This window comes from Occultella aeris (assembly GCF_902703175.1).
GTDB lineage: Bacteria > Actinomycetota > Actinomycetes > Actinomycetales > Beutenbergiaceae > Occultella > Occultella aeris.
The window spans coordinates 17,062-37,539 of the sequence record NZ_CACRYJ010000067.1 but is presented as its reverse complement, the minus strand read 5'-3'; the positions used below and the strand labels follow the sequence as shown (position 1 = coordinate 37,539).

Annotated in this window: 20 protein-coding genes; 12 read left to right on the top strand and 8 right to left on the bottom strand. The window is 68.7% G+C overall.

Features of this window, described 5'->3' with window-relative positions:
- Positions 1-2: 2 nt before the first annotated feature.
- From HALOF300_RS23400 to HALOF300_RS23390, 3 genes are all read right to left on the bottom strand, one after another.
- Positions 3-1,049, bottom strand: coding sequence for an aldo/keto reductase (locus HALOF300_RS23400; RefSeq protein WP_156743301.1), 1,047 nt, complete (start codon positions 1,047-1,049; stop codon positions 3-5).
- A gap of 86 nt (positions 1,050-1,135) precedes the next feature.
- The gene (locus HALOF300_RS23395; protein ID WP_156743300.1) at positions 1,136-2,071 is read right to left on the bottom strand and encodes an aldo/keto reductase; all 936 of its coding nucleotides are present in this window, start codon (positions 2,069-2,071) and stop codon (positions 1,136-1,138) included.
- Between the two features lie 41 nt (positions 2,072-2,112).
- The gene (locus HALOF300_RS23390) at positions 2,113-2,976 is read right to left on the bottom strand and encodes an aldo/keto reductase (protein ID WP_156743299.1); all 864 of its coding nucleotides are present in this window, start codon (positions 2,974-2,976) and stop codon (positions 2,113-2,115) included.
- Positions 2,977-3,076: 100 nt separating this feature from the next.
- Here HALOF300_RS23390 and HALOF300_RS23385 point away from each other — a divergent pair, with 100 nt between their 5' ends.
- Positions 3,077-4,003, top strand: coding sequence for a LysR family transcriptional regulator (locus tag HALOF300_RS23385; protein ID WP_156743298.1), 927 nt, complete (start codon positions 3,077-3,079; stop codon positions 4,001-4,003).
- Positions 4,004-4,114: 111 nt separating this feature from the next.
- On the opposite strand, the gene glnA is transcribed toward HALOF300_RS23385, so the two are convergent.
- On the bottom strand, positions 4,115-5,539 hold the full coding sequence (gene glnA, locus HALOF300_RS23380) for a type I glutamate--ammonia ligase (protein ID WP_156743297.1): 1,425 nt from the start codon (positions 5,537-5,539) through the stop codon (positions 4,115-4,117).
- A gap of 162 nt (positions 5,540-5,701) precedes the next feature.
- On the opposite strand from glnA, the gene HALOF300_RS23375 reads away from it, so the two are divergent.
- The 6 genes from HALOF300_RS23375 (at position 5,702) to HALOF300_RS23350 (ending at position 10,435) form a co-directional block, all read left to right on the top strand.
- Entirely contained in the window at positions 5,702-6,094 is a 393-nt protein-coding gene (locus HALOF300_RS23375; protein ID WP_156743296.1) for an RDD family protein, read from the top strand.
- Positions 6,095-6,150: 56 nt separating this feature from the next.
- Positions 6,151-6,396: a type II toxin-antitoxin system Phd/YefM family antitoxin gene (locus tag HALOF300_RS23370; protein WP_156743295.1), complete on the top strand. Its 246-nt coding sequence runs from the start codon at positions 6,151-6,153 to the stop codon at positions 6,394-6,396.
- Between the two features lie 5 nt (positions 6,397-6,401).
- Complete coding sequence (locus HALOF300_RS23365; RefSeq protein ID WP_197522791.1) at positions 6,402-6,785, top strand: type II toxin-antitoxin system VapC family toxin; 384 nt, start codon at positions 6,402-6,404, stop codon at positions 6,783-6,785.
- A 77-nt stretch (positions 6,786-6,862) separates the two neighbouring features.
- A complete protein-coding gene (locus HALOF300_RS23360) occupies positions 6,863-7,708 on the top strand; it encodes a class I SAM-dependent methyltransferase (RefSeq protein ID WP_156743293.1) in 846 nt (281 codons plus the stop codon).
- Between the two features lie 114 nt (positions 7,709-7,822).
- Positions 7,823-8,995 carry an NAD(P)/FAD-dependent oxidoreductase gene (locus HALOF300_RS23355; protein ID WP_156743292.1) on the top strand — a complete coding sequence of 391 codons (1,173 nt, stop codon included), beginning with the start codon at positions 7,823-7,825 and terminating at the stop codon, positions 8,993-8,995.
- 195 nt (positions 8,996-9,190) lie between these two features.
- A complete protein-coding gene (locus HALOF300_RS23350) occupies positions 9,191-10,435 on the top strand; it encodes a hypothetical protein (protein ID WP_156743291.1) in 1,245 nt (414 codons plus the stop codon).
- 73 nt (positions 10,436-10,508) lie between these two features.
- On the opposite strand, the gene HALOF300_RS23345 is transcribed toward HALOF300_RS23350, so the two are convergent.
- The 4 genes from HALOF300_RS23345 to qcrB all read right to left on the bottom strand — a co-directional run bounded on the left by HALOF300_RS23345 (position 10,509) and on the right by qcrB (position 14,756).
- Complete coding sequence (locus HALOF300_RS23345) at positions 10,509-11,222, bottom strand: DUF4191 domain-containing protein (RefSeq protein ID WP_156743290.1); 714 nt, start codon at positions 11,220-11,222, stop codon at positions 10,509-10,511.
- Positions 11,223-11,276: 54 nt separating this feature from the next.
- Positions 11,277-12,278, bottom strand: coding sequence for a lipoyl synthase (gene lipA, locus HALOF300_RS23340; protein ID WP_156743289.1), 1,002 nt, complete (start codon positions 12,276-12,278; stop codon positions 11,277-11,279).
- Positions 12,279-12,372: 94 nt separating this feature from the next.
- Positions 12,373-13,068 (bottom strand): lipoyl(octanoyl) transferase LipB, encoded by a 696-nt coding sequence (gene lipB, locus HALOF300_RS23335; protein WP_156743288.1) that lies wholly within the window; start codon positions 13,066-13,068, stop codon positions 12,373-12,375.
- A 53-nt stretch (positions 13,069-13,121) separates the two neighbouring features.
- Entirely contained in the window at positions 13,122-14,756 is a 1,635-nt protein-coding gene (gene qcrB / locus HALOF300_RS23330; RefSeq protein ID WP_231955717.1) for a cytochrome bc1 complex cytochrome b subunit, read from the bottom strand.
- Positions 14,757-14,942: 186 nt separating this feature from the next.
- Here qcrB and HALOF300_RS23325 point away from each other — a divergent pair, with 186 nt between their 5' ends.
- From HALOF300_RS23325 to HALOF300_RS23305, 5 genes are all read left to right on the top strand, one after another.
- A complete protein-coding gene (locus tag HALOF300_RS23325; RefSeq protein ID WP_156743287.1) occupies positions 14,943-15,563 on the top strand; it encodes a histidine phosphatase family protein in 621 nt (206 codons plus the stop codon).
- Positions 15,564-15,705: 142 nt separating this feature from the next.
- Complete coding sequence (locus HALOF300_RS23320) at positions 15,706-16,761, top strand: LacI family DNA-binding transcriptional regulator (RefSeq protein WP_156743286.1); 1,056 nt, start codon at positions 15,706-15,708, stop codon at positions 16,759-16,761.
- Between the two features lie 207 nt (positions 16,762-16,968).
- Positions 16,969-17,886, top strand: a complete 918-nt coding sequence (locus tag HALOF300_RS23315; RefSeq protein ID WP_197522790.1) for an ABC transporter permease — start codon at positions 16,969-16,971, stop codon at positions 17,884-17,886.
- A complete protein-coding gene (locus HALOF300_RS23310; RefSeq protein ID WP_156743285.1) occupies positions 17,883-18,794 on the top strand; it encodes a carbohydrate ABC transporter permease in 912 nt (303 codons plus the stop codon). The genes HALOF300_RS23315 and HALOF300_RS23310 overlap by 4 nt, the downstream gene beginning before the upstream one ends.
- Before the next feature lie 59 nt (positions 18,795-18,853).
- Positions 18,854-20,476 (top strand): type 2 periplasmic-binding domain-containing protein, encoded by a 1,623-nt coding sequence (locus HALOF300_RS23305; protein ID WP_156743284.1) that lies wholly within the window; start codon positions 18,854-18,856, stop codon positions 20,474-20,476.
- Positions 20,477-20,478 lie beyond the last annotated feature (2 nt).

The window sequence follows — 20,478 nt, the reverse complement described above, 5'->3', positions numbered from 1 at the left end:
CCCTAGCGTCCGCCGGCGAGGTTGCGGTGGCGTTGCCGTGTGCCCGGCGCGCCGTAGGGGTAGTCCTCGATGTCTGGGGCACTTGCGGCGGTGAGCCGGTCGAGCTGTTCGGCGGTCAGGGCAAGGGTGGCTGCGGCCATGTTGTCCTCGAGCTGTTCGATGGTTCGGACGCCGAGGATGACGGACGTGACCGCGGGCTGCGCGGCCACCCAGGCCAGCGACACCTGCGACGGAGTCACTGCGTGCTCGTCGGCCACGGCGGACACCGCGTCGATGACCCGCCAGGTGCGCTCGTCGGCGTTGCGCTTGTCCCAGGCCTCCATGCCGCGGTTCGGATTCTCGCCCAGACGTGTCGCACCGGCCGGGGTCTGATCGCGGCGGTACTTCCCGCTGAGCCAGCCGCCGCCGAGCGGCGACCATGGCAGCAGCCCGATGCCGGCGTCGAGGGCCGCGGGCACGATCTCGAGTTCGATCCCCCGGACGAGGAGGTTGTACTGCGGTTGGAGGGTCACCGGTGGCGCCCAGCCCTGTTCCCGGGCGATGTGGACGGCCTTGGTGAGCTGCCAGCCGGTGAAGTTCGAGAATCCGTAGTAGCCGATCTTCCCGGCCGTGACGGCGTCGTCGAGGAACCGCAGCGTCTCGTCCAACGGCGTGATCGCGTCCCATGCGTGGAGCTGGTACAGGTCGATGTGTTCGACACCGAGCCGTTGCAGGGAGGCGTCGAGGGCGGCGCGAAGGTGGCGCCGGGAGGTTCCGAGGTCGTTGGGACCCTCGCCCATCGGGAAGCGTCCCTTCGTCGCGAGGACGAGCTGGTCGGCTTCGGTGGGGTGTGCGGCCAGCCACCGGCCGATGATCTCCTCACTGACCCCGGCACTGTAGACGTCGGCGGTGTCGATGAAGTTACCGCCGGCGGCGACGTAGGCGTCAAGCAGTGCGTGCGACGTGGCCTCGTCGGCCTCGGCGCCGAAGGTCATCGTGCCGAGCGCCTGGGTTGAGACGGCCGTCCCGCTGCGGCCGAGGGTGCGGTAGGTGACGGAGTCCTGGGTCATGACATGTTCTCCTGGAGCTGGATGGTGGATGGTGGATGGTGCACGCTGACTAAGGGCGTCACGGGCACCCTGACGGGGGAACAGCGTTACGGAACGAGGTGCCCGGACGCGCGGAACAGCTCGTACCACTCGGCACGGGTCAGTGGAATCTCGGAACCTTGCGCGGCGCCCGCGACACGCTCGGGGTTGGTTGTCCCGAGCACGACCTGCATCTGGGCCGGGTGGCGGGTGATCCACGCGGTCGCGATCGCGATCGGTGGCACGTCGTAGCGGGTGGCGAGCCGGTCGATCACGGCGTTGAGCTCCGGGTAGTCGGGCGAGTCGAGGAACACCCCGTTGAAGAAGCCCGCCTGGAACGGGGACCACGCCTGGATCGTGATGTCGTGGAGGCGGCAGTAGTCGAGGATGCCGCCGCCGTCGCGCGTGACGGACTGCTGCTCGGCGAGCATGTTCGCGGCGACGCCCTGGGCGACGATGGGTTCGTGCGTGATCGACAGCTGCAGTTGGTTGGCGACGATCGGCTGGCGCACGTACTTGCGGAGCAGGTCGATCTGCCGCGGCGTCTGGTTCGACACACCGAAGGCTCGCACCTTGCCGGAGGACTGGAGCTCGTCGAACGCGCGGGCGACCTCTTCCGGTTCGACCAGTGCATCGGGGCGGTGCAGCAGCAGGATGTCGATGTGGTCCGTCTGCAGGGCTGCAAGCGACCCTTCGACGGACTCGATGAGATGTTCGTAGGAGAAGTCGAAGTACGGACCCTCCCGGACGATGCCCGCCTTCGTCTGGATGGTGATCTCGTCGCGCTGCGACGGGGTCAGGTGCATCGCCTCGGCGAAGCGGCGCTCGCATCCGTGCAGGTCGTTGCCGTAGACGTCGGCGTGGTCGAAGAAGTCGATACCGGCGTCGCGGGCGGCACCGACCAGGGCACGCACCTCATCGTCGCCCTTGTCGGCGATGCGCATCAGGCCGAGCACGACATTGGGAGCGACGATCTCGGTTCCCGGCAGGGTGAAGGTCTTCATGAGGGTTGTCCTTTCAGAGGGTTGGGCTGCCGGGCGCGGCGTCAGCCGTCACTCGACAGGGCGGCACGTTCGTCGGCGTTCAGTACCAGCTCGGTGGCCTGCACCGAGTCGGTGATGCTGGTGGGGCGGGAGGCGCCGGGGATGGGGATGACGACCGGCGCCAGGGACAGCTCCCATGCGAGTGCGATCTGCTGGGGGCTGACCCCGTGGGCGTCGGCGACGGTCTGGACCGCCGTGTGATGCTCGCCGACCGCGCCCGCGCGTCGGATGCCACCCAACGGCGACCACGGAAGGAACGCGACGCCGAGAGCAGCGCAGTGCTCGAGTTCGACAAGACTGGAGCGGAACGCCGGCGAGAACTGGTTCTGGACCGAGACCAGACGTCCACCGAGCACCTCGTTGGCCTCGTCGATCTGGGCGACGGTCGCGTTCGAGATGCCCGCCATGACGATCACGCCCTCATCGAGGAGATCGCGAAGCGCGCCGATCGAGTCCGCGTAGGGGACATCGGGGTCGGGCCGGTGGAACTGATAGAGGCCGATCGCCTCGACGCCGAGCCGGCGTGCGGACGCCTTGGCCGCCTCCTTCAGGTACTCCGGCCGACCGTTCAGGGTCCACGAGCCGTCACCGGGACGCAGGTGCCCGCCCTTGGTCGCGACGAGCACATCATCGGCCGCTCCCGGGTAGGTGCGCAGGGCTCGGGCGATGAGCTCCTCGTTGTGACCGACCTCGCCGGCGTCGCGGTGGTAGGCATCGGCCGTGTCGACGAGGGTGACGCCGGCGTCGAGGGCCGCGTGGATCGTCGCGATCGACCGGCTCTCATCCGGCCGCCCTTCGATCGACATCGGCATGCCGCCGAGTCCGATCGCGCCGACGGTACGCGTGCCCAGGGTTCGTTGCTGCAAGACATGTCCTTCGGTCGATGACGTGTACATCTACGCTAAGGAGCGGCAGACTAGAAGTAAAACAACTAGTTGTAATGCGATTGAGAAAGGGCATCGATCAATGGATCTCCGGCAGCTGGAGTACGTCGTCGCTCTCGCCGATGAGCAGCAGTTCACCCGCGCCGCGGCGGTCTGCCGAGTCTCGCAGTCGGGTCTGTCCGCCGCGATCCGTAACCTCGAAGACGAACTCGGCACACCGCTGTTCACCCGGACCACCCGTCGCGTGGACACCACCGATGCCGGGCTTGCTCTGCTGCCGTTCGCGCGGGCCACGCTCGCCCAGGCAGCCGCGGGCCGTGACGCCGTCGTGCGTGCGACCCATTCGCTCTCCGGCAGGCTGCACGTCGGAGCCGAGCAGTGCCTCGGCATCGTCGACGTGCCCCCGCTGCTCGAGCGGTTCCATCGCCGGTATCCACTCGTCGACATCAACTTCACCCAGGCCGGCTCGCATGACCTCGTCTCGCAGATCCGCGCGGGCGACCTGGACATCGCGTTCGTTGCCACGACCGAGCACCTGGCCACCGCCCAGAGTGTTGAGCTCGGGCGGCGGCCGGTCGTGCTGCTCGTGCCACCGGGGCATCCCCTCGGGGTCGCCGCGAGCGTGGAATGGGCTCAGCTACGCGATCACGAGTTCATCGACTTCCGCGAGTCGTGGGGGGTGCGATCGCTCAACGACGCGGCCTGTTCGGCGCGTGGTGTGTCGAGAAGAGTCCGGTGCACCGTCGATGACATCCATACGCTCCTCGACCTGATCCATCGCGGCCTGGGAATCGCCCTGGTGCCGCAACACGTGGCGGAGAAGCCCCAAGCCGCCGGTCTCACCGCGGTGCACCTGCCCGGCGAGTCAACCCCCGAGTGGGTCGTCTCCGTCGTCTCCGCAAATCAGGCCGACGCCTCAGCGGCACGGCTGCTCGAACTCCTCGACCCACCCAAGAGCCAGCCACAGGTCACCCCGGAGCCAGCCGTGCTGCGCGCTGGCGGAGCCTGACCCAGCGGGTCCCTCACCGGCGAACGGCGCCCGACACGGGGAACGTCGAAGGACGTTTCCCGTATCAGGCGCCGTTCTCGGCAAGCAGCCGCAGGTCAGGAAGACCGCGGTCTAGATGTCGTAGTACAGCTCGAACTCGTGCGGGTGCGGGCGCAGCCGCAGCGCGTCGACCTCGTTGGAGCGCTTGTAGTCGATCCACGTCTCGATCAGGTCGGGGGTGAACACGTCACCCTCGGTGAGGAAGTCGTGGTCGGCCTCGAGCGCGTCCAGTACGGCCGGCAGCGAGTCCGGCACCTGGGCGATCTGCGCGTGCTCCTCAGGCGGCAGCTCGTACAGGTCCTTGTCGACCGGCTCCGGCGGCTCGATCCGGTTCTTGATGCCGTCGATGCCGGCCATCAGCATCGCGGAGAACGCGAGGTAGGGGTTGGACGACGGGTCCGGCACGCGGAACTCGACGCGCTTGGCCTTCGGCGAGGTGCCGGTGACCGGGATCCGGATGCACGCGGAGCGGTTGCGCGCCGAGTAGACCAGGTTGACCGGGGCCTCGAAGCCGGGCACCAGGCGGTGGTAGGAGTTCACCGACGGGTTCGTGAACGCCAGCAGCGACGGGGCGTGCTTGAGCAGTCCGCCGATGTACCAGCGGGCGATGTCGGACAGGCCGCCGTAGCCCCGCTCGTCGTAGAACAGCGGCTCGCCGTTCTTCCACAGGCTCTGGTGCGAGTGCATGCCGGAGCCGTTGTCACCGAACAGCGGCTTGGGCATGAACGTGGCGGACTTGCCGGCCTCCCAGGCGACGTTCTTGATGACGTACTTGAACTTCATCACGTCGTCGGCGGCGGCGCGCAGGCTGTCGAAGCGGTAGTTGATCTCCTGCTGGCCTGCCGTGCCCACCTCGTGGTGCGCACGCTCGACCTCGAGGCCGACCTCCTGCAGCTGGGTGACCATGGAGTCGCGCAGGTCCGCCATCTGGTCGTTGGGGGAGACGGGGAAGTAGCCGCCCTTGAAGCGGGTCTTGTACCCGAGGTTGCCACCCTCCTCCTCACGGCCGGTGTTCCAGGCGGCCTCGTTGGAGTTGAGGTAGTAGAAGGAGTGCTGCGCGCTGGTGGAGAAACGCACGTCGTCGAAGATGTAGAACTCGGCCTCGGCGCCGAAGTAGACGGTGTCCGCGATGCCGGTGGAGGCGAGGTAGGCCTCGGCCTTGGCCGCGATGTTGCGCGGGTCGCGGGAGTAGGGCTCGTCGGTGAACGGGTCCACGATGGAGAAGTTGACCACGAGGGTCTTCTGCTTGCGGAACGGGTCCACGAACGCGCTGGAGACGTCCGGCACGAGCTTCATGTCCGACTCATGGATGGCCTGGAAGCCACGGATCGAGGATCCGTCGAACATCAAACCCTCGGTGAAGGCGTCCTCCGTGAAGGCCTCGACCGGAATGTTGAAGTGCTGCATCACCCCCGGCAGGTCGCAGAACCGGACGTCGACGAACTTGACGCCCTGCTCCTTGGTGAAGGCAATGGCCTCCTCGGCAGTACTGAACATCCGTTGCTCCTTGGTCTAGGACACCCGTCCTGGGTTCGGACACACGGTAGGGGCGCGGCATTTCCCTACCGTGACCCGTATGTGTCCGCCATGTTAAACGCGACGCGACCTGCGCCGTCGGGCCGTCTCGTCCGGGCCGCGGCGGGACTACGCTCTCGAAGTATGAGTGGTGGACCCGCCGGGACGAAAGGCAGAGCAACGCCCGACGGCGGAGCGTCCGTCGCGAACGCGCCGCTCGGTCGGCGTCTGGTCGCCCTGGCGATCGACTGGGCCCTCGCGAGCGTCATCAGCTACGCGTTCCTGGACTACCACCCGCTCGCCACGCTCGGTGTGTTCGCGCTGATGACGTACCTGCTTGTGGCGACCCTCGGGTTCACGATCGGGCACCGGTTGCTCGGCATCGGGGTGCGCGGGATCGAGGGCGGGGCATCCGGGCCGCTGCGCGCAGCCGTGCGGACGGTGGCGATCTGCCTGGTGCTGCCGCCGGTGATCACCGGTCCCGACGGGCGCGGGCTCCACGACATCTGGGCCAAGACCCGGATCGTTCGGCTCTGACCTGGACACCCGCTGCCCTACAGAGGCGTCAGGGTGTCGAGGAGTAGACTAAGTCCATGACTAAGTCAACGGTGCGCAGCGTGGGCGTCCATGAGGCGAAGACACGTCTCTCCGAGTTGCTGCGCCTTGTCGACGCCGGCGAAGAGGTTGAAATTCGTCGTGGAGGGCAGCCTGTGGCTCGCCTGGTGCCCGCCTCGCTCCCTTCGGTGCGAAGTCTGGGACTGGACGAAGGAGTTTTCGTCGTCCCGGACGACTTCGACGAGCCACTCCCAGACGATGTACTCGCGGAGTTCCAGGCGTGAGCAGGGTGCTCGTCGACACGCACGTCTGGCTCTGGATGCAGGCTGAGCCGGGTCGCCTGCGAGCCGAGGTGCAGTCCTTGCTTGCGGACACGCGCACCGAGATCCTGTTCTCGGCGGCGAGCGCATGGGAGATCGCAATCAAGTGCCGCCTCGGAAAGCTGAGTCTGCCCGAGGTCCCCTCCGCGTATGTGCCAGACCGAATGCGTCGATCGGCAACGACTGCCATCGGGGTGGAGCACGCCCATGCGCTCCGCGCCGGGGAGTTGCCGGACCACCATCGCGACCCCTTCGATCGCATCCTCGTGGCACAGGCACAGATGCTCGGGATGCCGCTTGTCACTGCCGATCGGATCCTGCAGCAGTACGAGGTCGACATCATTCCGGCATGACTCGGCGGCACCTGACCGTGGCGCGACGGTAGCGCCCCTCCTGTTGCGACAGCGGCGGCGGCACTAGGTTCGAGCCCATGGGCAACGAGGCGATGCGTGAGGTCTGGGCGTCCGGCTCCGCGGGCTGGGTGCGGCACCAGCGCATCTACGACGCCGCGTTCGCGCCGTTCACGACGGCGGTGCTCGCCGCTGCGGAGCTGGCTCCCGGTCAGCGGGTCCTCGATGTGGGCTGCGGCACCGGCACCCTGCTCGAGGCGGCGGCCACGGCCGGTGCACACCCGGTCGGCGTCGACATCTCCGACGACATGGTCGCCGCGGCCCGGCTCCGGGTGCCCGGAGCCTCGGTCATCATCGCCGACGCGCAGGACGGCGATCTCCTCGCCGCTGCTCCGGGCGCCCCGTTCGACCGGGTCGTGTCCCGGTTCGGGGTGATGTTCTTCGCCGACCCGTGCGCCGCCTTCGCCAACCTCCGCACGGCCGCGGTGCCGGACGCCCGCCTCGCGTTCGTGTGCTGGCGCGAGGAGGAGCGGGACCTGTTCGAGCTCGGCCTGCGCACGCTCCTGGCGAGGCACGAGGACCCGCCCGGCCCACCGCCGTCGGGCGTTCCGGGCCCCTTGGGCCTCGGCGAGGCGGCACACGTGCGACAGGTGCTCGCGGACGCTGGCTGGCGTGACGTGGCGGTCGAGCCGGTCGACGGCGTCTGCGACTACGGCGTGGACGGCAGCGACGGCGTGGCGGAGCGTCTGGCGATCGTGCTCGGCGGACAGACCGGCCGAGCCCTACGCGCCGACCTCGAACCTCGCCTCGGCGCTGCGGGCTGGGACGCAGCGGTCGAGGAGGCACGAGCGGAGGTGCGCGAGCGGATGGTCGACGGCGTCGTCCGGTTCGTCGCCCGCGCCTGGCTGGTCACGGCAACGAACTGAGCGGAAGTGGCAGGCACAACAGCACTCGCGTATGCGGAGGGCGAGGGGCCGCCGTCGGGCATTTGCTGGTCCGTTCGCCGGACCTGACGCCGCCCGCGATGCGAACATGACCGGGTGACCAAGACCGGATTGCGGGTGGTGATCCTCGGCGCCGGTTTCGGTGGCCTGGAGGTGGCGTCGAAGCTCTCGGAGGCGCTCGGCGAGGACGTGGACACCACGCTCGTCGACCGTGCGGAGAGTTTCGTGTTCGGGTTCTCGAAACTCGACTTCATGTTCGGGCACACGAGCGCCGAGCGGGTACATCTGGCCTACGCGGACGTCGCCCACCCGGGCGTGCGGATGGTGCGCGCCGAGGTGGTCGGCATCGACCCGGTCGCGCGGACCGTCGCGCTGGACACGGGGGAGACGCTGGAGGCGGACGCCCTCGTGGTGGCGCTCGGCGCGGACCTCGACCCGTCCGCGACACCGGGACTGGTCGAGGCGGGCCACGAGTTCTACACGGTGCCCGGCGCGATCGCCGCGCGGGATGCGCTCGACGCCTTCGACGGCGGCCGGGTGGTGATCGCCGTGACGTCGACTCCGTTCAAGTGCCCGCCCGCGCCGAGCGAGACCGCACTGCTGGTGCACGACTTCCTGACCGAGCGGGGCCTGCGTCGGCGCTCGAGCATCGACCTCGTGATGCCGCTGCCGAGGCCGATCCCGCCGTCGCCCCTTGCGTCGGAGGCGATCCTCGCCGCGTTCGAGGAGCGGGGGATCGGGTGGCACCCGGGGTCATTGGTGCGCTCGCTGGATCCGGCGCGTCGGGTCGCGGTGCTCGGCGACGGCGAGGAGATCGGCTTCGATCTGCTCCTCGCGGTGCCCAAGCACGTCGCGCCGCCGGTCGTGGTCGAGGCCGGGTTGACCGAGGACGGCTGGATCCCGGTGGACCCGAGGACACTGCGGACGAAGTTCGGTGACGTGTTCGCGATCGGGGACGTGACGAGCGTTGGCACGCCCAAGGCGGGTGTGTTCTCCGAGGGCCAGGCGAGGGTCGTGGCCGCACAGCTCATCGCGCGAGTCAACGGAAGCACCTCCGACGCCGAGTACGGCGGGCAGGGCATCTGCTACATGGAGTTCGGCGGCGGGCAGGTCGCGAAGGTGGACGTGACCTTCCAGCCGGGGCAAGCGCCGTTCGGTGGGATGGACGGGCCCTCGCTGCCGAACGGGGCGGAGAAACAGGCGTTCGGGGCGGACCGGGCGCGGCGATGGTTCGGTCGGGACTGGGTGCCGGTGGAGGCTCGGGCGTAACGCGCCGCTGGATTACGGCGCGCGGGTCCGCCGCGATGGGCCGTGCTGGGCATGCCCGATCGGGCGAGCGATGCGTCCCCGACGGAGGGCCGTCGACGCTGGATCCGATCGGCTGCATCGGCGAGATTGATCTCCCACGGTAGGTGCTCGTCGTTGATGTGCGCCGTTGGGACAGCCGGAAGGGATCGATACGAGATGGCCGCTGGCAGTCGACCCCTGACACCCGGCGTGCACGTCCGCACCGACGACCGACGTGCGGTCCGCTCGGGGGCCGAGGCGGGGCGACCGGTCGATCAGATCCTGCAGCTGCAGAAACAACTCGGGAATCGGGCCGTCCAACGTGTCCTCGACCGCGCCGGCGAGCCCAGCGTTCAGGGCCTCTTCAACGTGATGCCGGCTGCCCATGTCGGCAACAACGCCGCGACGGCGTTCGTGCGCCTGTCGGCGTACATCGAGTCGCTGGCCGTCTCGGACCAGGCCGCGACGCGGAAGTTCCAGCCGGAGGCCAGGCGTATCGCCGCGGGCCTGAAGCGTCACCAACCGAGCGTGGCAACACAACTGATGGCCAGCCTCAAGATGATCGACGTGAAGGATCCGGCGCTTGCGGTCGCCAGCGCGCAGACGCTCGACGCTTGGGTGACCGAGGCGAATCGTCTGGCTGCACTCTTCCAGCTGGACCAGGCGCGCACAGCTGTCGCCGGTGATGCCGAAGTAGACCTCAAGCACCACTGGAAATACGAGTTCGACATCGGCGGGCAAGGACCGATCGGCTTCAACCTGGACGAGTGGAGCCGCAAGACGAACGCCAGTGCGAACAGTCCCTCCCTCGGTGTCCTCGTGAAGGGGATCGTCGACGAGGCGGTCACCGACTGGGACCCCGCGAACGGTGCGATCGTGCCGACTCTCGTGGCTCGTCTGCTCTCGCCGAGTGCGGAGGCCGCCGGGCGCTCCGACGTGGCACCGTTGCTGACAGCGTCCCCGCTCGGGCAGACGTACCTCAAGGTACTGCTTGCCGCGAAGCACATCCTCGTGATCCGTGAGAAGGACATCGGTGGCCGAACCGTCCACTACCAGAAGTCGACGAAGGGCTCGCAGACGCGGACCGACCTGACAGCTGACATCAACTGGAGCAGGCTGCTCCCGCTGGCGCGAGCGGCACTCAAGGTCAAGTTGACCGCAGGCGAGATCGCCGACGAGACCGCCGCGCGTCGGCTGATCATCGAGGCCGTTGCCGCCGACCCCGAGGTCCAGAAACTCACCGGGCCGAAGATGCTCGTCGCCGACGGGCCCACCGGGAAGTGGAGTCTCGACGGTAAGCCGCACCGGGTCGGCAACGAGGTCTACCAGGCGCAGCCCGACGATCGTTTCGATTTCGACATGAGCCACGCCAAGGCGATCGTGTACTTCGACTGGCGTGCCGTCTACGACCTCACCAGGTGACGGGTGGAACTCCCAACCCGCGCGGATCGGGGTCTGCTGACCCGTGGTGATGCGCGTCTGCAGTGCGAGGGCGTCAGCGTCCCCGCATGCCCTTGCGGTCCGGCCGTGCCTTGCGCGGGTCCACGCCCTTGGGGATCGGCAGCGTGTTCCGGTGCAGCGCGCGCAGCCGCTTGGAGACCTCGGCCACCTCGTTCTTGGTGAGCTTGCCCTTCTGCCGCTGTACCCGGGAGGCGATCTTCGGCAGCGGGATCTGTCCCTCTTCCTGCCCGCACTCGAGCAGCACGAACGGGACGTTCGGGATCACGCGGGCGGTGCGCCGGCGCTCGTTCTCGAGCAGCTTCTTCACGCGGTGCGGCGGGCCCTCGGAGATCAGCACCACACCGGGCTTGCCGACGGCGCGGAACACCATGTCCTGGGTCCGCGGGTCGATGACGACCGGCTCCTCCTCGATGTTCCAGCCGCGCTTGATCGTGCCCAGGGCGGCGGAGACCGCGCCGGGCTCGCCCTCGATGCGCCGATACGCCGTCGACTCCGCCTTCCGGGCGAGCAGGAACATCGCCCCGAGCAGCGAGAACGGCAGCGCCAGGATCGTGAAGTAGACCTGCTGGTTGAACAGCACCCCCAGCCCGAAACCCACGGCAGTGCCGCCGATGATGATAAGCAGCAGCAGCCAGGTGATCGACGGCTGCGCCTCGCGGACCATCTTGTAGACGTCCCACAGCTGGTGATACCAGCGCTTCTTCTTCGGTTTCGGGGCCGCCGCGTCGGGGGATGAGTTCTTCGCCATGATGGGGTCAAGCCTACCGGTCGCGCGAGGGGGCTCAGGGCGCGCCGACGGCCGTCACCGGTGCAACAGCGAGGCCGCCTCCTGGCGGGCCGTGGTCGGCTCGGTCAGGTGCTGCAGGGCCTCGGGGACCGCCTCGCCACGGCGGGCCATCGCCTGCCCCCACAGCCGTCCGGCGCGGTAGGACGAGCGCACCAGCGGCCCGGCCATGACACCGAGGAAGCCGATGTCCTCGGCCTCCTCCGACAGCGCCACGAACTCCTCCGGCTTGACCCAGCGGTCGACCGGGTGGTGCCGCAGCGAGGGGCGCAGGTACTGGGTGATCGTGATCAGGTCGCAGCCGGCGTCGTGCATGTCCTGCAGTGTGGACGCGGCCTCCTCGAACGTCTCGCCCATGCCGAGGATGATGTTCGACTTCGTGACGAACCCGGCATCCCGGGCCATCCGGATCACCTCGAGCGAGCGCTCGTACCGGAACCCGGGGCGGATCCGCTTGAACACCCGCGGCACCGTCTCCAGGTTGTGCGCGAGCACCTCCGGCCGGGACGAGAACACCTCGGCCAGCTGGTCGGGGTCTGCGTTGAAGTCCGGAATCAGCAGTTCGACGCCCGTGCCGGGGTTGACCTGGTGGATCTGCCGGACGGTCTCCGCGTAGAGCCAGGCGCCGCCGTCGTCCAGGTCGTCGCGGGCCACCCCGGTGACGGTCGCGTACTTCAGGCCCATCGCCTGCACCGAGGCGGCGACCCGGCGCGGCTCGTCGGCGTCGAACGCGTCCGGCTTGCCGGTGTCGATCTGGCAGAAGTCACAGCGCCGGGTGCACTGGTTGCCGCCGATGAGGAACGTGGCCTCGCGGTCCTCCCAGCACTCGAAGATGTTCGGACAGCCTGCTTCCTCGCAGACCGTGTTCAGACCCTCCCGGCGCACCAGCTGCTTCAGCTCGGTGTACTCCGGGCCCATGGTGGCGCGGGTCTTGATCCACTCGGGCTTCTTCTCGATCGGGACGGCGGAGTTGCGCGCCTCCACCCGAAGCATGCGTCGTCCCTCTGGCGCGATGGTCACCCGGTTCACCCGTTTCTGCATCGGTTCGATTGCTGCTCGCTCACACTACGACCCGCCGTCGGTCCGCGCCGCGTGCCGCGGGCGCATGGTCCATCTAGTGGACGACGGCGGCCCTCGCCTGGTTCTGTTCGCTCACCGCGCCGGGGGCGACGGCGGCCCGCACCAGCGCGAGGTTCCGCGCCAGGTGCGGGGTGAGCAGGTCCGCGCACTCGGTGACGCTCACGTGCCGGCCGAGCAACTGCGTGAGCGAGATCACACCGGCGTCCTCGATGCCGCACGGCACGATCGCGTCGAACGCGACCAGATCCGGGCACGAGTTCACGGCGACGCCGTGCATCGTCACGCCCTTGGCCACGCGCACACCGATCGCTGCGAGTTTGCGGTCCTGGCCGCCGTCGACGCCCAGGACCCAGACCCCGCTGCGCCCCTCGACGCGCGCGGCGGCGAGGCCGAGCTCTGCGCACAGATCCAGGACCGCCTGCTCGAGCACCCGGACGTAGGCGACCACATCGACCGGCTCGACCAGCCGCACGATGGGATAGACCACCAGCTGCCCGGGGCCGTGCCAGGTGATCCGGCCGCCGCGGTCGACGTCGACCACCCGGGTGCCGTCGGTGGGCCGGTCCCACTTCGCGGTGCGCTTGCCTGCCGTGTAGACGCCGGCGTGCTCGAGCAGCAGCATCTCGTCCGTGCCGCCGGCGACCACGCGCTCGTGGATAGCCCGTTGCTGTGCCCAGGCCTCCTCGTAGTCCACGAGCTCGGTGCCCAGGCCCCAGCGATGCGTCAGCATGGGGACACCATAGAACTCGATTCGCCCGGAGCGGGCTCCCTCGCAGTTCGGTCTCAGCGTGAGTCCTCGAGCACGCTCCGTTCTGCCGCGTCCGCACCGTGGGGTGCGGCCCGGTCACGGGCAGCGAGGAGCTCGGTGGGGGTGACCGGAGGGATGCGGTCGCGGTAGAACCACTGCGAAAGACGAACCCGGACCCGCGTCCGCCACCGGACGTGTCCGGTGGCGTCCGGCTCGAGGGTCAGGGCCTCGTCCACCTCGTAGTCGACGAGCCGCCACCGTTCGTAGGGATCCAATGGCCGATGCACCTCGACGTACTCACCCGTCGACGTCCGGACGACTCTGCCTGTCTCATGGCCGTGGAGCACGAGCTCTCGGTCCTTTCGTTGTAGTGCGATGCACATGCGTTTGGTCAGGACGAACCCGAGGACGGGTCCGAGCAGGAGCGTGATCTGGAGCGCCAGCACGATCCCTTCGAAGGCGACTCCGAACTGCAGCGCGATGGTGTCCGATCCGGCTGCTGCCCAGAGAACGCCGTAGAAGATGATGCCGGCGACTCCGATCGCGGTACGGGTCGGCGCGTTGCGCGGCCTGGTGTGCCCGTGGTGCTCGCGTCGGTCGCCGGTGATCCAGCGTTCGATGAACGGGTAGAGCATCGCGGTCACCAGGTACAGACCGGACACGGCGACCGGCACGAGGAGGGCGAGGATCCAGGTCCCGCCCATCCAGACGAACTCCCAGCCGGGAGGGACGAGTTTCTGCGCTCCGTCGAGAAAGGCGAGATACCAGAGCGCGCCGGCACCGGCCGAGGTGTTGCCCGGATCGGCGGGCCCGTAGTCCCAGATCGGGTTCACGGTCACGAGTGCGGCCATCAGGGTCAGGCTGCCGAACACGATGAGGAACAGACCGCCTCGCTTCGTTGCGGATGCCGTCGGACGACGCCGGACCGCGCCCTGCGATCCGCGTCCCGGTTCGGGGCGAGCGGGCCCGCCTCGTGCGCTCAGCAGGGCGTACACCGCGATGAGCACCGCGATGACGCCCGGCAGGACGAACACGTGGACCGGGTAGAAGGTGGCGATCGCGCCGCTCGGGAACTGTCCCTGGAACACGAGACCCGACAGCCTGGTCCCCACCACCGGAACGCTCTTGAGGAGCCCGTCGAGCACCGCGAGACTGCTGCCGGAGAGCATGTCGTCGGGAAGCAGCGCGCCGGTCAGGCCCGCGCCCATGCCCGCGAACAGGACGCCGAACAGCATGAGCCAGTTCTTCACGCGAGGCCGCCGGAACTCGCCGGTGAAGAAGACACGCAGGATGTGCAGCAGCAGCGCGGCGATCATCAGGTTGGCACTCCACCGGTGGAGCTGGCGCATCAACAAGCCACCGCGAACTTCCAGCGAGATCTCCAAGGTCGACTCGTAGGCGCGCGACATCTCGACGCCCTGGAGGGGTCCGTACGGGCCGTCGTAGACAACCGGAGCGACCGACGGGTCGTAGAAGAACGTGAGGAAGGCGCCCGTGAGGGCGCATACGACGAAACTCGCGACGACGATCTGACCGAGCAGTAGGGACCAGTGATCTGTGAAGGCGTGCACCCGCCAGGATGTGATGATCGTGCCCAGCCGGGTCCGCCGGGCGAACCGGTCCGCGAGCCGGTCCATAGTCTGACTGCCCTGCGCGCTCCCTGCGCTCACGTGGCACTCACTCCGTTCCCTACTCGATGCCCGGCCCGTGGAGCCGGGTACCTGGATGACGCCGTAGCGGGACGGTTTGTGACATCCACCCGGGGAGACGAGGCGGACGTCACATTTGGGGGTCCGTACTCGGGCTCGACCCGGAGGCGCTGTGGCGGGCGTCCACCGTGCAGTACCGTCGAACGGGTGAGCGATCTGCAGTGCGCGGCGGTGCTACTGATGGCCCGGCACGGGCATGCCTACGAGCCGGAACCCGGGACCGACGGTGACCTCGGCCTCACCCCGGACGGCGTCGCCCAGGCCCGCGCCCTGGCCGCTTCGCTGCGGGACCGCAGGGTCGCCGGGCTGTTCACGAGCACCTTGCGCCGCGCCGTCGAGACCGGCGCCGTGGTCGGTGAACAGCTCGGGCTGAGACCCGAGGCGCTGCCCGGTCTCGTCGAGTTCGACCTCGGTCCGGACACCGAGACCCCCGACGGCGAAGCCCGGGCACTGCAGGTGATGCGTCGCTGGGTGGACGGTGACCTCGACGCCGCCCTGCCGGGCGGGGAGTCCGGCACGCAGGTCGTGACCCGGTTCGCCGGCGCGGCGCAGGAGATCGCCGACCGGTTCCGCGGCGAGACCGTGCTGGTGATCAGCCACGGCGGCGCGATGTCACTGGTGCTGCCGCACCTCGCGGCAGCAGAGCCGGGTATGACCGAATCGCGCTGGATCCCGCCGTGCGGCGTCGCCGAGGTGCACGTGGACGCGGACGGCTGGTTGCTGAAGACCTGGCCGGGCAGCACCGACATGGCGGTCGCGGGGCACTGATCGCAGGAGTCGGCGAGAGCGTTCATCTCCAACTCCGTCGCCACGCGGATGTACGCGAGTACACTCCAGCCGGTCGGAGCCCTCGGCCTCGATATGCTCGGCGTGTCGAAGCTCGTGGGACTGGGGCGGAAGGGAGCGGACGATGAGCCGAAGAGGGCGCGACACGCCGTCGCAACGGGTGCGGATGGCAGATGTCGCCGAGGCCGCCGGTGTCTCTCGAGCGACCGTGTCCAGGGTGCTCACCCGCGATCCCGCCGTCGTCGAGGCCACCGCCGCGGCCGTCCGGGAGGTCATCGAGCGACTGGGCTACCGCCCGAACCGGGCGGCCCAGGCACTCATGGGCGCGAGCAGGACCCTCGGCGTCATCTTCGGAGAGCCACCGGGCCGGGCCAGCGCGTTGCTGCTGCGCGGCATCAACGAGGCCGCGACCTCGGCTGGGTACACGCTCGCGGTCGCGATCGCCACCGATTCGGACGGTGAGGACTTGCGACGCTGCCTCAACACCATGGTCGAACAGTCGGCGGCTGCGGTCATGGTCCTGCCGGCGACCAGTCTGAACGCGGAGGTTCTGGCGGCGGCGGACGTGCCGTTCCCGATCATCAGCACCACCGATCTGGGCCCAGGCTCGCCGTGCTCGGTCGCGGCTCTGGACGAGCTGGGTGCGGTCGACGTCGTGATGGGGCATCTGCTGGAGATCGGCAGGAGCCGGATCCTGCACATCGGAGCTCGCCACGAGACGCTGGTGTCACGGTTCCGATGGGACGGCTGGCGGGCGCGTGTCGACGAGGCCGACCTCTTCGAGACGGCCGACGAGTGGACTGCCAGGGCAGGCTACGAGGCCCTGCACCGAGCGGTGGCCCGCGGTGCTCGCCCGGACGGAGTCTTCGCTGCCACTGACGAGATGGCACTCGGTGCCATGCAGGCGGCATCCGAACTCGGGCTGCGGATCCCGGAGGACCTGGCGGTCGCCGGATTCGGAGGGCTCTCGATCACCGAGTTCTTCGGCCCCGGTCTGACGACTGTGGCCACCTCCCTTCACGAACGGGGGGCACTGGCCGTCCAGGAGTGCGTGCGGCGGCTGGCGGAGCCGGATCGTCCACCGTCGTACCGGCTGGTCCCGGGCGAACTGGTGGTGCGCCGATCCACCGTTGCCGCAAACGGCCCGCACGCGGTGCTCGGCGGCGCGCTCCAGTCCTGAACGGGGAGCGAGCGGCACGTCGTTGGTCGTGCCGGCCATGGCGGGGCCGACCACTCGGACCGTCGGAGGCGTCGCTGCCGACCGCCCGTCGAGATGGCAGTTGACAGTCCGTCGAGGAGCCCGCTAGGTTCACGGAACTCGCAATGATCGCGCGTTCATTTTGGTACAGACCGTAGGTTTTCCACAGGCAATGGAGCTGTTCTAGGCGTGAATTCCACCAAACGGGCGGCCCGGCTGCGGCGTAGCGCCCCCTTGCTGGCGCTGGCGGCACCGGGTGTGCTGCTCCTGCTCGCTTTCCAGTACTACCCCCTCATCGGCAACGTCATCGCCTTCAAGGACTACCTGCCGTTCGTCGGGGTCTGGGAGAGCCCGTGGGTCGGGCTCGAGAACTTCGAGCTGATCGCGCGCGGTGACCACCGCTTCGTCAACGCACTCACGAACACCCTGATCATCACGCTCGTGCAGGTGCTGCTCGTCTTCCCGGTGCCGATCGCGCTTGCCCTGGCCCTGAACTCCATGGTCTCGGAGCGGATCAAACGGCTCGTCCAGTCGGTGCTGTACCTGCCCCATTTCCTGTCCTGGGTGATCGTCGTGGCCGTCTTCCAGCAGTTCCTCGGGGGTGCCGGGATGATCAACAACTTCCTCCGGGCCAACGACCTGGACACGTTCTCCCTGATTGGCAACGCCGACCTCTTCATCCCGCTGGTGACCAGCCAGCTGATCTGGAAGGACGCCGGCTGGGCGACGATCCTGTTCCTGGCGGTGCTGTCCCAGATCGACACGACCTTGTACGAGGCGAGCACGATGGATGGCGCCGGACGGTTCCGGCAGATGTGGCACATCACGTTGCCGGCGCTCAAGGGGATCGTGATCCTGCTCCTGATCCTGCGGCTCGGGGACGCACTCAGCGTCGGCTTCGAGCAGATCATCCTCCAGCAGCCGGCCGTCGGTATCGAGGCGTCCGAGGTACTGGATACCTACGTCTACAACGTCGGCATCGTGGACGGCAGCTGGAGCGAGGCGACGGCGGTCGGGCTGGTCAAGGGCATCGTCTCCGTCCTGCTGGTGCTGGGTGCGAACAAGCTGGCCCACCTCTTCGGGGAGGACGGGTTGTACCGGTCATGACGAACTCCCCGCGCCGCGCCCGGCGCAGCACCCTCATCAACGGTCAGCAGCACCCGTCGCCCCTGTTCGGCGTCGTCAAGCTGCTCGTGTTCGCCATCGCGTGTGCCCTCGTGCTGGTTCCGTTCGTCGCGATCATCGCGACGTCCCTGGCACCGTCGGCGCAGGTCACCGACTCCGGCGGGATGGTGCTCTGGCCCGAGCGCCTCGACATCACCGCCTACCAGGCGATCCTGTCGGGTGGCGTGGTCACCCGGGCACTGGGAGTCAGCGGGATCGTCACGATCGTCGGCGCCGTGCTCTCGCTCACCGTCTCCTCCATGCTCGCCTACGCGCTGACCCGGTCCGCGCTGCCGGGGCGGCGGCTGATCACGATGTTGCTGATCTTCAGCCTGTTCTTCAACCCGGGGATCATTCCGATGTACCTCGCGGTGCAGCAGTTCGGTCTGCTCGACAGCCTTGCCGCACTCATCGTTCCCACCTGCCTGAACGCGTTCAACGTGATCGTGCTGCGCGCCTTCTTCAGCAACCTTCCGACGGATGTCCTGGAGGCGGCCGAGATCGACGGAGCCAGCGAGTTCACCATGCTGGCCCGCATCGTGCTGCCGTTGTCGAAGGCCGCCCTTGCCGTCATCGGGCTCTTCTACGCCGTCGGGTACTGGAACGCCTTCTTCTCCGCGCTGCTGTACATCAACGACCCCAAGCTGTGGCCGCTGCAACTGGTGCTGCGGTCCTACGTCACCAACGACAACCAGATCGGCTCCGCCGACCTCGCCTCCGGGATCCTCCCGGCCCAGGTGACCCTGCAGATGGCGATCCTCGTGGTCTCGATCGTGCCGATCGTGTGCGTCTACCCGTTCCTGCAGCGCCACTTCGCCAAGGGCGCGCTCACCGGAGCGGTCAAGGGCTGACGCCGACGTCCGCCGACCCCCAACTCACCCCCGCACCACCCACCATGGAAGGACCGACCATGTCCGCGCACACTCCTCACCCGTCCCGGCGAGCAGTTCTCACGACCGGCCTCGGGATCGCAGCACTGGCCGGCATCGCGGCCTGCTCGAGCAATCCGGACGGCGGCAACAGCCAGGGCGGTTCGGGCGGCGGCGCCGCGGCCGCGCTGCCCGACTACATCCCCTTCGAGGGCGTCGAAGCCGACCTGCCGGTCCAGGACGGTCGTACGTCGAGCGGGTTCTTCGCCTACCCGGCCGGCCCGGCCGCGATCTCCACGGGGACCCCCAGTGACGGTGAGCCCATCACCGCGATGGGACCGACCTCGTTCGCGCTTCCACCCGCGATGGATCAGAACGCGTTCTGGCAGGAGATGAACGAGCGGCTCGGCTCGGAACTCCAGATCACCTTGACGCCCGCCGGTGAGTACGACGCCAAGTTCGCGACCACCGTCGCCGGCCGCGCGCTCCCGGACTTCTTCCACGTGGGCTCGACCCAGTCGCTGCCGCAGTTCATGGCCTCCGAGGCCGCGGACCTCACCGAATTCCTCTCCGGCGACGCCATCGCCGCCTACCCCGGGCTGGCCAACATCCCGACCGCCTCGTGGCAGGAGTGCGCCTTCGACGGTCGGATCCGAGCCATCCCGATCCAGCGCGGGCTGGTCAACCTGCCGACGCTGTTCGCCCGGCAGGACCTGTTGGACGCCGCGGGGATCACCGAGACGCCGCAGAACTTCGCGGAGCTGAGCGATCTCTCGACGGAGCTGACCGGCGGCAACACCTGGGCGTGGGGGAGCCTGCCGCTTGCCTACGCGCGTGCCACCGTGGACATCCCGAGCTACTGGATGGTGGTCGACGGGACGTTCACGAGCACGCTCGACGACGAGCGGCACGAGCAGGCGCTTGACGCCGTGCGGGCTCTCCAGGCGGCGGGCGTCGTCAACCCGGACGCCCCGTCCGCGCCGGGCTCGGCGAGGAAGGACTGGTTCGGCGCCGGCAGGTCGATCTTCCACGAGGACTCGTTCATCGCGTGGTTCAGCCTGTACGTCCAGCACGGCTCGGTACCCGGGCTGAACATCCAGGCGCTGCCGGTCATCGGATTCGACGGCGGCACCGGCACCCAGTTCGTGCCGAAGCCGAACTACGGCATCACCGCGATCAGTGCGGACTCGGCGGACCGGGTCGAGACCCTGCTGAGGGTTGCCGACTACCTCGCCGCGCCGTTCGGCACCGAGGAGTACCTGTTCTGCAAGTTCGGCATCGAGGGGGTCAACTACGAGCTCGAGGGCACGGACCCGGTGCCGACGGATGCCGCCAGCGAGGTGAACATCGGATCCCTCTACATCTCCGATGCCGCGCGCGTGGTGTACGCCCCCAACCGGGACGCCGTGGTCCAGGCGGCGTGGGACCACCAGAACCGGGTCACGGAGAAGTCGTTCCAGGACCCGACGCTCGGCCTGTACTCGGAGACCGCCAGCCGCAAGCTCGCCTCGCTCCAGGGCACGCTGGAGGACGCGGAGCTGGACATCATGCTCGGGCGCCGGCCGGTCAGCGACTGGAGCGTCGCCGTCGAGGAGTTCAACAGCGGCGGCGGGGCCGACATCCTCGCCGAGTACCAGGCAGCCTTCGACGAGAAGCAGGGGTGAAC